This window comes from Streptomyces sp. NPDC001536 (assembly GCF_042894505.1).
Lineage (GTDB): Bacteria > Actinomycetota > Actinomycetes > Streptomycetales > Streptomycetaceae > Streptomyces.
On sequence record NZ_JBIAVQ010000009.1, the window covers coordinates 38,068 to 51,078 of the forward strand.

13 protein-coding genes are annotated in these 13,011 nt (G+C 70.1%); 8 read left to right on the forward strand and 5 right to left on the reverse strand.

Annotated features, from left to right (window positions below; translation table 11 throughout):
- Positions 1 to 80: 80 nt before the first annotated feature.
- Positions 81 to 2,090: a cell wall-binding repeat-containing protein gene (locus ACFY0U_RS24215; RefSeq protein WP_388639049.1), complete on the forward strand. Its 2,010-nt coding sequence runs from the start codon at positions 81 to 83 to the stop codon at positions 2,088 to 2,090.
- A gap of 4 nt (positions 2,091 to 2,094) precedes the next feature.
- On the opposite strand, the gene ACFY0U_RS24220 is transcribed toward ACFY0U_RS24215, so the two are convergent.
- Positions 2,095 to 3,264, reverse strand: a complete 1,170-nt coding sequence (locus tag ACFY0U_RS24220) for an SAM-dependent methyltransferase (protein ID WP_388639050.1) — start codon at positions 3,262 to 3,264, stop codon at positions 2,095 to 2,097.
- Positions 3,265 to 3,354: 90 nt separating this feature from the next.
- Here ACFY0U_RS24220 and ACFY0U_RS24225 point away from each other — a divergent pair, with 90 nt between their 5' ends.
- The 4 genes from ACFY0U_RS24225 to groL all read left to right on the forward strand — a co-directional run bounded on the left by ACFY0U_RS24225 (position 3,355) and on the right by groL (position 7,295).
- Positions 3,355 to 4,287, forward strand: a complete 933-nt coding sequence (locus ACFY0U_RS24225) for a polysaccharide deacetylase family protein (protein ID WP_388639051.1) — start codon at positions 3,355 to 3,357, stop codon at positions 4,285 to 4,287.
- Positions 4,284 to 5,006, forward strand: a complete 723-nt coding sequence (locus ACFY0U_RS24230; protein ID WP_388639052.1) for a polysaccharide deacetylase family protein — start codon at positions 4,284 to 4,286, stop codon at positions 5,004 to 5,006. The genes ACFY0U_RS24225 and ACFY0U_RS24230 overlap by 4 nt, the downstream gene beginning before the upstream one ends.
- A 238-nt stretch (positions 5,007 to 5,244) precedes the next feature.
- Positions 5,245 to 5,553, forward strand: a complete 309-nt coding sequence (gene groES, locus ACFY0U_RS24235) for a co-chaperone GroES (protein ID WP_003998759.1) — start codon at positions 5,245 to 5,247, stop codon at positions 5,551 to 5,553.
- 113 nt (positions 5,554 to 5,666) lie between these two features.
- A complete protein-coding gene (gene groL / locus ACFY0U_RS24240) occupies positions 5,667 to 7,295 on the forward strand; it encodes a chaperonin GroEL (RefSeq protein ID WP_388639054.1) in 1,629 nt (542 codons plus the stop codon).
- 68 nt (positions 7,296 to 7,363) lie between these two features.
- Here the strand turns inward: groL and ACFY0U_RS24245 are convergent, their stop codons facing one another.
- The 3 genes from ACFY0U_RS24245 to ACFY0U_RS24255 all read right to left on the reverse strand — a co-directional run bounded on the left by ACFY0U_RS24245 (position 7,364) and on the right by ACFY0U_RS24255 (position 9,716).
- Positions 7,364 to 8,071, reverse strand: a complete 708-nt coding sequence (locus ACFY0U_RS24245) for an ester cyclase (protein ID WP_388639056.1) — start codon at positions 8,069 to 8,071, stop codon at positions 7,364 to 7,366.
- A gap of 152 nt (positions 8,072 to 8,223) precedes the next feature.
- The gene (locus tag ACFY0U_RS24250; RefSeq protein ID WP_388639058.1) at positions 8,224 to 8,997 is read right to left on the reverse strand and encodes an SDR family NAD(P)-dependent oxidoreductase; all 774 of its coding nucleotides are present in this window, start codon (positions 8,995 to 8,997) and stop codon (positions 8,224 to 8,226) included.
- 50 nt (positions 8,998 to 9,047) lie between these two features.
- Positions 9,048 to 9,716 carry an MOSC domain-containing protein gene (locus ACFY0U_RS24255; protein WP_388639060.1) on the reverse strand — a complete coding sequence of 223 codons (669 nt, stop codon included), beginning with the start codon at positions 9,714 to 9,716 and terminating at the stop codon, positions 9,048 to 9,050.
- An 81-nt stretch (positions 9,717 to 9,797) separates the two neighbouring features.
- Between ACFY0U_RS24255 and ACFY0U_RS24260 the strand changes: the two genes are divergently transcribed.
- Entirely contained in the window at positions 9,798 to 10,697 is a 900-nt protein-coding gene (locus ACFY0U_RS24260; RefSeq protein WP_388639062.1) for a LysR family transcriptional regulator, read from the forward strand.
- A gap of 43 nt (positions 10,698 to 10,740) precedes the next feature.
- Here the strand turns inward: ACFY0U_RS24260 and ACFY0U_RS24265 are convergent, their stop codons facing one another.
- The gene (locus ACFY0U_RS24265) at positions 10,741 to 11,070 is read right to left on the reverse strand and encodes a WhiB family transcriptional regulator (protein WP_171145937.1); all 330 of its coding nucleotides are present in this window, start codon (positions 11,068 to 11,070) and stop codon (positions 10,741 to 10,743) included.
- Between the two features lie 382 nt (positions 11,071 to 11,452).
- Here ACFY0U_RS24265 and ACFY0U_RS24270 point away from each other — a divergent pair, with 382 nt between their 5' ends.
- Together ACFY0U_RS24270 and ACFY0U_RS24275 are read left to right on the forward strand one after the other, a co-directional pair.
- Positions 11,453 to 12,064 carry a response regulator transcription factor gene (locus ACFY0U_RS24270; RefSeq protein WP_003948568.1) on the forward strand — a complete coding sequence of 204 codons (612 nt, stop codon included), beginning with the start codon at positions 11,453 to 11,455 and terminating at the stop codon, positions 12,062 to 12,064.
- 208 nt (positions 12,065 to 12,272) lie between these two features.
- Positions 12,273 to 12,938, forward strand: coding sequence for a sigma-70 family RNA polymerase sigma factor (locus ACFY0U_RS24275; protein ID WP_388639064.1), 666 nt, complete (start codon positions 12,273 to 12,275; stop codon positions 12,936 to 12,938).
- Positions 12,939 to 13,011: the final 73 nt, after the last annotated feature.

Here is a 13,011-nt window from a genome sequence, read left to right on the forward strand (position 1 = left end):
TACAGTTACGCGGCTGCCGCAACCGGCGTGACACCTTCCGCGGTCGGCAGCACTCCGACACCCGTGGGGGGTACACACACGTGCGATCTTCCGGATCCACCAGATTCACCGCGCGCCGCAGACTCGTCGCGCTCACCGCCGCGACGGCCCTCGCCGCCGGCACCGCCACCGCGCTCGCGCCCGCCGCCTCGGCCGACGTCCCCGGATGGACGGCCACCGACGGCGCGATCGCCGTGGTCAACGACGGCATCACCCTGGTCGACACCGAGGGCGCGGGGGACACATACGCCACCCGCGGCTCCGACGACGAGGCACCCGCCTGGGCGCCCGACGGCAGCCGGATCGTCTTCGAACAGGCCGGCACCCTGCGCACGGTGAGCGTCGCGGGCGGCACCTCGACCACGGTCTACGACGGGACCTACAGCGGCCGTTCGGCGTCCCACCCGACGTACTGGGCCTCCGGCAGCCGGATCGTCTTCGCCGCCGCCAAGAAGCTCTACTCCGTCCCGTCCGGCGGCGGCAGCGCGACCGCGCTGCTCTCCAGCGGCGGCGGCTGCGACACCCACCCGAGCGCCGCCGCGGTCGACAGCGTCGTCGTCTTCCAGCGCAACGGCTCGGCCTGCGCCACCAAGACGCCGTCGATCGTGCTCTACGACGCGGCCGCCGGCACCCAGACCACGCTGGTCACGAACGCCGCCGCGCCCGCCCTGTCGCCGGACGGCACCAAGCTGGCCTTCATCCGCAGCGTCGACGGCCGCAACCAGCTGTTCTCCATCAACACCGACGGCACGGGCGAGCGCCGCCTCACCGAGGACACCGCCGACTACGACTCCCCGTCCTGGGCGCCCGCGAGCGACCGGATGGTGGTCCACTTCGACCACGGCACCACCGAGACCGGCGGCTGCTGCACGGGGGGCAACGCCGTCCTGACCATCACCGCGGACGCGGTGACCCGGGGCGCCGTCTTCCCGTACGGGGGCCGCTCGCCCGCCTGGCAGCCGCTGCGCAAGAACGGCGTCGGCCGGGTCTGGGGCGCCGACGTCTACGGCAGCAACATCGCCGCGTCCCGCTGGACCTGGAACACCGTCGGCCAGAGCGAGGCCGGTCTGAAGAACGCCTCGGCCGCCGTGCTGGTCTCCAAGGACAGCCAGGCGTACGCGCTGACCGCCGCCGCGCTCGCCGGCAAGAAGGGCGGCCCGGTCCTGCTGACCTCGGCCACCTCGGTGAGCTCCGCCGTGCAGAGCGAGCTCAAGCGCATCCTCAAGCCCGGCGCGACGGTCTACCTCCTCGGCGGCAGCTCCGTCCTGAGCAACAGCGTCTCCACGAAGGTCACCGCGCTCGGCTTCAAGCCCAAGCGCCTCGCGGGCACGTCCCGTTACTCGACCTCGGTCGCCGTCGCCAAGTCGATCACCAGCGCCCCGACCGACGTCTTCCTCTCCACCGGCACCGACTACCACTCGGCGCTGGCCGCGGCCTCCGCCGCGGGCGCCCTGGGCAAGAGCGGCAAGGCCGTGGTCGTCCTCAACGAGGGCAACAAGCTGACCGCGTCCGTGAAGTCCTATCTCAACGGCCTCGACCCGCGGGACACCCACATCATCACGGTCGGCGGCTCGGCGAAGTACGCGCTGACGCACACGGCGTTCTCCAACTGGCCCTCGACGTACTCCTACTACCCGGTGACGGGCAGCACCCACGAGGCCACCGCGGCGGCCCTCGCCAGATTCTGGTGGGGCGGCCCGCGCAACGCGGCGCTGGCGTACGTCGACAGCTGGCGAGGCGGTGTCTCGGCCGCCGCGGCGATGAACGTCTACGGCCCCCTGCTGTGGACGAAGGCCGACACCCTCTCCGCCGACACCAAGTCCTACCTGGTCAAGGGCGCCGCGAGCCTCAACTACCTGGCCGTCTTCGGCGGCACCGGCTCGGTGTCGACGGCCGCGCTGAACTCCGCGGGCGCGGCGATCAGCGCGAGCAGCGGCCAGTGGGGCTACACGCCGTACTACAACGGCCTGGAGCCGGCGGCGAGTTCGACCTCGGCGCCGCTCGTCGCGGGCTCCGGCCTCACCGCACTGCGGACGACGGCCACCCGCTAGCCGGTCACACGGGGGCGCCGACCAGCATCGTCGGCGCCCCCGCGACCCGGGTCAGGAACACGGTCGCCGACCTGCTCCCGTACGGCTTCGGCAGCACCTTCCTGCGCAGCTCCTCCGGCTCCACGGCCGACCCGCGCTTCTTCACGGTCAGGATCCCGACCTCGCGCTCGCGCAGCAGGGCCTTCAACTTCTTCACGTTGAAGGGGAGTTGGTCGGTGATCTCGTACGCCGTCGCATACGGCGTCACGTGCGGCTCGTCGGCGGTGATGTAGGCGATGGTCGCGTCGATCAGCCCGCCCTCCAGGTCCTCGGCCACCTCGGCGACCAGGTGGGCGCGGATGACGGCGCCGTCGGGTTCGTACAAGTACCGTCCGACGGGGCGGACTTCGGGGTCGGGCAGACCCCGCCCCAGCAGGGTGCGCGGACCCGGCAGCAGGGTCGCCCGGACGGCCCCCGGTGCCGTCCCGAACCACAGCACCGCCTCCTTGACGTCCCCGCCGTCGGAGATCCACTCGGCCTCGGCCTCGGTGGGGACGGTCTCGTGCGGGATGCCGGGGGCGATCTTCAGCGCGGCGTGGGGCGCCTTGAGGGCGGTGTCGATCGCCCAGGACAGGGGCGGCGAGTAGGCCTCGGGGTCGAAGATCCGGCCGCGCTTGGAGGACCGCCGGGCCGGGTCGACGAACACGGCGTCGTACGGGGAGGTGTCGACGTCCGTGACATCCGCCTCCCGCACCTCGATCAGGTCGGCGAGCCCCAGCGCGTCGGCGTTGGCCCGCGCCGCGGCCGCGGTCAGCGGATCGTGGTCCACGGCGAGCACCTGGATCCCGGCCCGGGCGAGCGCGATGGCGTCGCCCCCGATGCCGCTGCACAGGTCGGCGACGGAGGTGACGCCCAGCTCCCGGAGCCGCTGTGCGCGATACGTCGCCACACTCGCCCGCGTCGACTGCTCCACCCCGTTCGGCGTGAAGAACATCCGCCCCGCGTCCTCGGCCCCGAACTTCACCACCGCCCGCTGCCGCAGCCGGGCCTGGCCGAGCGCCGCCGACACCAGGTCGGCCGGGTGCTCGCGGCGCAGCCGGGTGGCGACGGCGAGTTCGTCGGCGGGGGCGGTGTCGCGCACCGTGTCGAGGAGGGCGCGGCCCTCGGGGGTGAGGAGAGGGGCGAGGTCGTTCACCGGGACATTGTGGGCCAGTCGGTGGACGGTCCGCCTCCGGCGGCGGTGTCGGCCCGGGAGCAGGGCGGTGGCCTGCGAGGATCCGGCGCCATGGGATCAGTCGTACAAAATGACAAAAGCCGGGCGAAGCGTGCTTCCCGCGCCCGCGCCCGTGCCGGGATCGCCGTGCTCGCCGTCGCCGTCATCGCCTCGGGCTGTGCGCAGGGCGGGAGCACCGAGGTGCGCCCGGTGCGTCCGGCACCCGGCCAGCAGCCCCTGAAAGCCGCTCCGGCCCGCGCCCTGGACTCGTACGCCATGAAGCTCCGCGCCTCCGCGAAGGTCGCGAAACGCTGGGGCCTGGCCAGAGCCCCGCTGGCGCCGCCCGCGCCGCCCGCGAAGAAGCCGAGGATCACGACCCGCAAGGGCTTCGAGGTGGACGGCCACGAGGAGAAGGGTCTCCCGCCGGTCTTCACCACGATCCCGACCAAGGAGAAGATCGTCTTCCTCACCATCGACGACGGCGCCGAGAAGGACCCGGCGTTCCTGCGGATGATGAGCGAGCTGAAGGTCCCGTACACCGCCTTCCTCAGCGACTACCTGGCCAAGGAGGACTACGGCTACTTCAAGGACATGCAGGACCGGGGGGTCGGGCTGTACAACCACACGCTCCATCACCCCTACCTGCCGGGCCTGTCCTACGCCCGCCAGAAGCGCGAGATCTGCGGCATGCAGGACGTCATCGAGAAGCGCTACGGCAAGCGCCCCACCCTCTTCCGCCCGCCGTTCGGCAACTACAACGAGGACACCCTGCGCGCCGCGAAGTCCTGCGGGGTGAAGTACGCCCCGATCTGGAACGAGGAGGTCTTCGTCGACCGCTGGGACTACCGCGAGTGGGACCGCAGGATCCGCCCGGGTGACATCGTGCTGAGTCACTTCCGCGGCCGCGAGGAGTGGAAGGGCACGATGCCCGACATGATCCGGCGGTTCCTGAACAAGGTCACGGCCGAGGGGTACGCGGTGGCCCGCCTGGAGGACTACCTGTGAGTTCGCGAGCACCGGCCGCCGCGGTCCTGGCGGCGGTCATGCTGCTCGCCGGCTGCGCCCGGTCCGTCGGCCCCGTCGAACGGCTGGGCGGGAAGGCGGGGTCGTACGGCGCGACGGCGACGGGTTCCGGGACAGGGGTGCCCTCCGTTGTGCGGCGGGTCCCCACCTCCGACAAGGTCGTCTTCCTGACCTACGACGACGGTGCCGAGAAGGACCCGCGCTTCGTCGAACTGGTCCGTGAACGGCGGCTGCCCGTCAGCATGTTCCTCACCGACAGCGTCGTCGGCCCCGGGTACGGGCACTTCGCCCGCCTCCAGTCGGTGGGCGCCTCGATCCAGAACCACACCCTGGACCACACCGCCCTGCGCGGTCTGCCCTACGCCGGGCAGCGCGCCGAGATCTGCGGCCAGCAGGACAAGCTCAAGTCCCGCTTCGGCATCCGCCCCCGCCTCTTCCGCCCGCCCTACGGCACGTACGACACCACCACCCTGCGCGCCGCCGCCGACTGCGGCGTCACGGCGGTCGTCCTGTGGCGCGCGTCGATGGGGGACGAGCACCTGACGTACCCGAAGGGCGAGCGGCGGCTGCTGCCGGGCGACATCATCTCCGTGGCTTCCATCGGGACGACGGGGCTGACGCTGGTCGAGCGCACACAGAGGGCGCTGGGGGAGATCCGGAGGGCGGGGCTGAGGGTGGGGCGGCTGGAGGACTACCTGTAGGGACACCCGCCGGGATGTCCGAGGAGTCCCCCGTGGCGGTGTCCTCGGACCGCCGCGCCGCGGTGAATTGGCACTCCGCTTGACCGAGTGCTAATCGCAGTCATAGTCTCGGGTCTGGCACTCCCCCCTGGAGAGTGCCAATAGCGACGGGCAGGTCCGGCACCCGCGACGACGGATCCACCTGGTCGCCACCTCAGACAGTTAACCCCGTGAGATCTCCGAAGGGGGAGGTCGGATCGTGACGACCACCAGCTCCAAGGTTGCCATCAAGCCGCTCGAGGACCGCATTGTGGTCCAGCCGCTCGACGCCGAGCAGACCACCGCCTCTGGCCTGGTCATCCCGGACACCGCCAAGGAGAAGCCCCAGGAGGGCGTCGTCCTGGCCGTGGGCCCGGGCCGCTTCGAGAACGGCGAGCGCCTGCCGCTCGACGTCAAGACCGGCGACATCGTGCTGTACAGCAAGTACGGCGGCACCGAGGTGAAGTACAACGGCGAGGAGTACCTCGTCCTCTCGGCTCGCGACGTGCTCGCGATCATCGAGAAGTAAAACCACCTCAAGTTTTTCCGAGCTGCGCCCCGGGCCCCCGCGACCTTATGAAGCCGGGCGTCAGGGGCGCAGTTCGTTTCACCCACGTTTTCCGAGAGGGCTGAACCGCTCCCATGGCGAAGATCCTGAAGTTCGACGAGGACGCCCGTCGCGCCCTTGAGCGCGGCGTCAACAAGCTTGCCGACACGGTCAAGGTGACGATCGGCCCCAAGGGCCGCAACGTCGTCATCGACAAGAAGTTCGGCGCTCCCACCATCACCAACGACGGTGTCACGATCGCCCGCGAGGTGGAGATCGACGACCCGTACGAGAACCTCGGCGCGCAGCTGGTGAAGGAGGTGGCGACCAAGACCAACGACATCGCGGGTGACGGTACGACCACCGCCACCGTGCTCGCCCAGGCGCTGGTCCGCGAGGGCCTGAAGAACGTCGCCGCGGGTGCCTCCCCGGCGCTGCTGAAGAAGGGCATCGACGCGGCCGTCGCCGCGATCTCCGAGGACCTCCTCGCGACCGCCCGCCCGATCGACGACAAGGCGGACATCGCCGCCGTCGCCGCGCTGTCCGCCCAGGACCAGCAGGTCGGCGAGCTCATCGCCGAGGCGATGGACAAGGTCGGCAAGGACGGTGTCATCACCGTCGAGGAGTCCAACACCTTCGGTCTGGAGCTGGACTTCACCGAGGGCATGGCCTTCGACAAGGGCTACCTCTCCCCGTACTTCGTGACGGACCAGGAGCGTATGGAGGCCGTCCTCGACGACCCGTACATCCTGATCAACCAGGGCAAGATCTCCTCGATCCAGGACCTGCTGCCGCTGCTCGAGAAGGTCATCCAGGGCGGTGCCTCCAAGCCGCTGCTGATCATCGCCGAGGACGTCGAGGGCGAGGCCCTGTCCACGCTGGTCGTCAACAAGATCCGCGGCACCTTCAACGCGGTCGCGGTCAAGGCCCCCGGCTTCGGCGACCGCCGCAAGGCGATGCTCCAGGACCTCGCGGTCCTCACCGGCGCCACGGTCATCTCCGAGGAGGTCGGCCTCAAGCTCGACCAGGCCGGTCTGGACGTGCTGGGCTCCGCCCGCCGCGTGACGATCACCAAGGACGACACCACGGTCGTCGACGGTGCCGGTGACTCCGCGGACGTCACGGGCCGCGTCGCCCAGATCCGGGCCGAGATCGAGAACACGGACTCCGACTGGGACCGCGAGAAGCTCCAGGAGCGCCTCGCGAAGCTGGCCGGCGGCGTGTGCGTGATCAAGGTCGGCGCCGCCACCGAGGTGGAGCTGAAGGAGAAGAAGCACCGTCTGGAGGACGCCATCTCCGCGACCCGCGCCGCGGTCGAGGAGGGCATCGTCTCCGGTGGTGGCTCCGCTCTGGTCCACGCCGCGAAGGTCCTCGAGGGCGGTCTGGGCAAGACCGGCGACGAGGCCACCGGTGTCGCCGTCGTCCGCAAGGCCGTCGTCGAGCCGCTGCGCTGGATCGCCGAGAACGCCGGCCTGGAGGGCTACGTCATCACCTCCAAGGTCGCCGAGCTCGACAAGGGCCAGGGCTTCAACGCCGCGACCGGCGAGTACGGCGACCTGGTCAAGGCCGGCGTCATCGACCCGGTCAAGGTCACCCGCTCCGCCCTGGAGAACGCCGCCTCCATCGCCTCCCTCCTCCTGACGACCGAGACCCTGGTCGTCGAGAAGAAGGAAGAGGAGCCGGCCGAGGCGGGCCACAGCCACGGCCACGGTCACTCCCACTGACCTGAGCGGCTAGCAGAAGGCCCGGCCCCCGGACATGGGTGCCGGGCCTTCGCCGTCCCGCCGCGGCCCTACTGCTCCAGGTCGTCCAGCGCACCCAACTGCGCCATCAGCCCCAGCCGGTCGTACTGCCACCACCCCTCCGCGATCCGCCCGTCGAGGGCACACCGGTGAATGGTGGTCCCGGTCATCGTGACCCGCTTCCCACTGGCCGGAATTCCGAAGAAGTCCCCGACATGGGTCCCGTTCCAGCTCCACCGCGTGCACACCCGGTCACCCTGGGCGATCTGCTCATGGATCGTGAACCCGAAGTCGAAGGCCCCCCGCCACATCTCGACCTCCTGCCGCATGGCATCGAGCCCGACGGCGTCCTGCTCATTGGCGGGATCGTGGTCGTGATAATCCGCCGCGACCAGCTCGTCGAGCGCCGACAGCTCCCCGCTCCCGGCCAGCGTCTCGAAGAACCGCCGAGCGGTGGTCGCGTACAGTTGCTCGTCCCGCACCACGTCCAGATCGGTGAAGGTCGGCATCTCGTCGCACAGCGCGACCATCTCCCGGAACACCTTGTCGGTCTCCGGCAGCCCGGAATTCCGCATCGCCTCCTCGTACGACGGAAACTCCACGATCTCGACGAAGTGCGACGCGTCCGACCGGTCCTTCCCGATCACACTGTGTGTCGCCGTCCGTTTCCCCTTGGTCTGCTCGACCCACGTGTCCATCAGCCGGTTCATCTCGTCGAACCGGCTGGTTTTGCAGTCGATGAGCTGTACGAAGGTCATGCCACCGTCGCCTCCGGCCCCCCTGGGTCCGGTTGTACGGCACCATTCTCCTCCCCTTTGGCGTCATGAGCGCCATGGAGGCGCGGGGGGCGAGATCGGGGTGGCGGTGACGGGCGAACCGCGCGCAGCCGTCGCCCTCACCCCGCACACCCCTACTGAGGCCCGTACTTCCGCCCCGTCTTGGAGCTGATCCCCCCGAGCAACCCCCGAGGCACCACCTTCACCACCCCCATCAACGCCTTGTACCGGGGATCCGGAATCGACAGCGTCTTGCCGCGCGCGAGGTCGTTCAATGCGGACGCCACGAGCTTGTCCGCGTCGAGCCACATCCAGTTGGGGATGTTGTCCGTGCCCATGCCGGCCCGCTGGTGGAACTCGGTGCGGACGAAGCCCGGGCAGAGGGCCATCAGCCGTACCCCGCTCCCCGCCAGGTCCTTGGCCGCGCCCTGGGTGAACTGCACGACCCAGGCCTTGGACGCCCCGTAGGTGCCGCGGGGGACGAAGGCGGCGACCGAGGCGACGTTGACCACGCCGCCGCGGCCCCGCTCGCGCATCCCCTCCGTGGCCGCAGACGTCAGCCGCAGCACCGCCTCGCAGTGGACCTTGAGCATCTTGAGCTCGTCGGCCATGGAGACGTCGAGGTAGCGGCCCTTGTTGCCGAAGCCGGCGTTGTTGACCAGCAGGTCGACCGGGTTCCTGCGGTCGGCGAGGCGGGTGGCCACCGTCTCGATGCCGGAGTCCTCCGCGAGGTCCGCCGTGAGGACCTCCGCCTCGATGCCGTGGCGGTCGTGGAGCTCGGTGGCCTGTTCGCGCAGCCGCTTGGTGTCGCGGGCCACCAGGACGAGGTTGTGGCCGTCGGCGGCGAGGCGCCGTGCGAACGCGGCACCGATGCCCGCGGTCGATCCCGTAATCAATGCCGTTGTCATGGCGCAAGGTTAGTGACCGGGACGGACAGCGTCCGCTTGAGAGGACGCCGTCAGACGCCGTGCTTCTCCACATATTCGAGCGCCCACTGCCGCACTTCCGGATGGAGCGCCTCGCCCGCCGCCAACAGCCGCGGCTGGAGGGGCCGTTCGGTGGTCATCGCCCGGAACGCCAGGGCGACGGTCACGTCGTGGTCCGGCCGGTGCACGATCTCGACAGGGTCCCCGGAACTGATCTCGCCGGGCCGGATCACCCGCAGGTACGCCCCGGGAGCGCCCTTCCGCGTGAACCTCTTCACCCACCGCTTCTCCTCCATATGGCCCTGGAAGGTGCCGCACGGGATGCGCGCGCTGGTGACCTCCAGCACCACCTCGGGCCCGATGCGCCAGCGTTCGCCGATCAGCGCGCCGGAGACGTCGATGCCCTGTGTCGTGAGGTTCTCGCCGAAGGCGCCGTCGGCCAGGGCACGGCCGAGCTCACGCTCCCAGTCGTCCAGGTCCTCGCGCGCCATCGCGTACACCGCCTGGTCGTCACCGCCGTGATGCTGCCGCTTGCACACCGCGTCCCCGGCGAGACCGCTCCCGGCGATGCCCTTGGGGCCCGGCGCCGCCACCCGCACGGGCCCGTCGGCCGGCCGCTTGTCGATGCCGGTCACGCCTTCAGGGTTGTCCGTGTACGGCACGGCCTTCGCACGGCCCAGGTTGACTGACAGAAGCTTCATGAGAAAACGGTAGGCGGCAGGTCATCAAAGTCGCCACGCATTATTCGGCGGTATGTCAAAGATGCGCTTATCCTCGATCGTGTGATCGAAGCCCGCCATCTACGCGTCCTGCGCGCCGTCGCCACCACCGGCTCCTTCTCCGCCGCCGGGCGCGAACTGGGCTGCACCCAGCCCGCGGTGAGCCAGCAGATGAAGGCCCTGGAGGCGTCCGTCGGCACCCCGCTGCTCATCCGCAGCGGCCGCGAGATGCGGCTGACCCAGGCGGGGGAGGCGCTCGTGCGGCACGCCGCCGGGATCCTCGCCGGGCTGACGGCGGCGGAGGAGGAGGTCGCCGCCATCGCCGGACTGCGGGCCGGGCGCGTGCGGCTCGTCTCCTTCCCCAGCGGCAGCTCCACCCTCGTACCGACCGCGCTCGCGGCGCTGCGTGCCGCGCACCCGGGCACGCGCGTCTCCCTGGAGGAGGCCGAACCCCCGCAGTCCGTCGCGATGTTGAGGGAGGGCGACTGCGATGTCGCGCTCGCCTTCCGGTACGCGGGGGCCGCCCAGGAAGGCGAGTGGGACGACCTCGTCGTACGGCCACTGCTGCGGGACCGCCTCGTCGCCCTCGTACCGGAGCGGCACCGGCTCGCCTCCGCGGGGTCCGTGGCCATCGGGGAACTCGCGCGGGAGTCCTGGATCGCCGGATGTCCGCGCTGCCGGGGGCAGTTGGTGCAGGTGTGCGAGGGCGCCGGGTTCACGCCCCGCATCGACTTCGCGACCGACGACTACCCGGCGGTGGTGGGACTGGTGGGCGCCGGCCTCGGCGTGGCCGTGCTGCCGCAGCTGGCCATCGAGTCCGTACGGCCGCGAGGCGCGCGCACCGTCACGCTGGAACCGGCCGTACGGCGGGAGATCGTCGCGCTGACCCTGCCCGATCTGGCCCAGGTGCCCGCGGTGGCGGCGACCCTGGATCGGCTCGCGATCGCGGCGGGCCGGAAATAAGGAAGGGCACGCGTACGCGTGCCCCTCTGGCAGAAACGTTCCTTCAGTTGTTCGAGACGGTGTGTCCGCCGACCGACGACGCCGTCACCAGCCGGTTGCGGGCCCGCCCCATGAGCTCTTCGCGCTCGTCCTCGGTCAGCCCGCCCCACACGCCGTACGGCTCTCTCACCGCCAGCGCGTGCGCCGCGCACTGGGCGCGGACCGGGCATCTCATGCAGACCTCCTTGGCCGAGTTCTCGCGAGCACTCCGGGCCGCTCCTCGCTCGCCCTCCGGATGGAAGAAGAGCGAGCTGTCCACCCCGCGACAGGCGGCCAGAAGCTGCCAGTCCCACAGGTCCGCGTTCGGTCCGGGAAGGCGGGAGAAATCTGCCATTGCGTGACCCCTTGTAGCCGTTCTGTGGCGCTTGTGGTGTCTACGACCGTACATCTGCGATCTAAGGAGATGAAAATATGACTCATTGCGAATCTAGCCTCAGACACCAGTAAATGGGAAGAAATAGGGCTAAATGGGGCACTGGTTGTGATGAAACGTTGTGGGTCCGTCGTGCATGTCTGCACCGTGTCCGCACCCTCACGTAGAGTGCCGAAGATGGCACACGGCCCCGTAACTCTTTCGAGTGACCGTCGTTGAGAGTGCGGAGGCGGTTGAAACACAAAGCGCTCGGGCAGGCGTCCGAGACGGTCGACCGCACAGGTGACGATTTCGTACCAGCCTGGAGGCTCAAGGTGACGTGCATCAGCTGCGGAGGGCGGCCATGACATCCGTCCTCGTCTGCGACGACTCCCCGCTTGCCCGAGAGGCGCTCCGCCGCGCGGTCGCGACCGTGCCCGGCGTCGAGCGCGTGACGACCGCGGCCAACGGCGAGGAAGTCCTCCGCCGCTGGGGCGCCGACCGCTCGGACCTGATTCTGATGGACGTACGCATGCCCGGTCTGGGCGGCGTCGAGACCGTGCGGCGGCTGCTGTCCGCCGACCCCGGTGCGCGCATCATCATGCTCACCGTCGCGGAGGACCTGGACGGGGTCGCGCTCGCGGTCGCCGCCGGCGCGCGGGGCTATCTGCACAAGGACGCTTCGCGTGCGGAACTGCGGGCCACGGTGACGCAGGCCCTCGCCGACCCCACTTGGCGGTTGGCTCCGCGTCGGCTGCGTTCCGCTGAGATGGGTGCCGCGCCGACGCTTACCGCGCGTGAGATCCAGGTGCTCGAAGGGATGAGCCACGGACGGTCCAACGCGGAGATCGGGCGCGAGCTGTTTCTCTCCGAGGACACCGTCAAGACGCATGCTCGGCGGTTGTTCAAGAAGCTGGGTGCGTCTGACCGGGCGCATGCTGTGGCGCTCGGGTTCCGGTGGGGTCTGGTTCGCTGAGAGCTCGGTCGTACAGGTAGTCGTATGGCCGCGGGCGCATCGTGGCTGGTCGCGCCCACGCAGCGGTAGCCGCATGTTGATGCAGCCCCGCGCCCCTTTGGGGCGCGGGTGTTCGTGCCCGGTGCTTGTTTCGGTGCCGATGCCGCATCCTTGAGGTGTGGAGTCTCTCGGGGACGAGTCGGTCGAGCGGAAGGGGAGGGCGCAGGGTATGAGTTCCGGCGCACCTGCTCATAACGCTTCGGTGCACAACATCGGACGTGATGCCGCGGATGAAACGGCCGCAAGGCACCATGGACCGATGCGCGAGGACGAGACGACGGTGATCGGTGGGCTCGTTCACCGCGCCGTCGACGGGGATGAGCAGGCGACACACGACCTGCTCGCCCATGTCCACCCACTGGCGCTGCGCTACTGCCGCACCCGTCTGTCACGGCTGCCCGGCGACGCGCGTCACTTCGTGGAGGACCTGGCGCAGGAGGTCTGCGTCGCGGTTCTGCTCGCCCTGCCGCGCTACCGGGACACCGGTCGGCCCTTCGAGGCCTTCGTCTTCGCCATCGCCGCCCACAAGGTCGCCGACCTTCAGCGAGCGGCGATGCGTGGTCCCGGCTCGACGGCGGTGCCGTCCGACGAGATGCCCGAGCGGCCGGACGACTCCCTCGGCCCCGAGGAGCGCGCGCTGCTCAGCAGTGACGCCGAATGGGCCAAGAAACTGCTCGCCAACCTCCCCGAGAACCAGCGGGAGCTGTTGCTGCTGCGGATCGCGGTGGGGCTGACGGCGGAGGAGACGGGACAGATGTTGGGAATGTCACCGGGTGCGGTCCGGGTGGCCCAGCATCGGGCGCTGAGTCGGCTGCGGGCCCTTGCCGAGCAGTAGTTCCCTGCTGTTGTGCCTTTGTTGAACAGGCCGTATCTGAGTTCCGTACGAACATACGAAGCCGGTAGCCGGA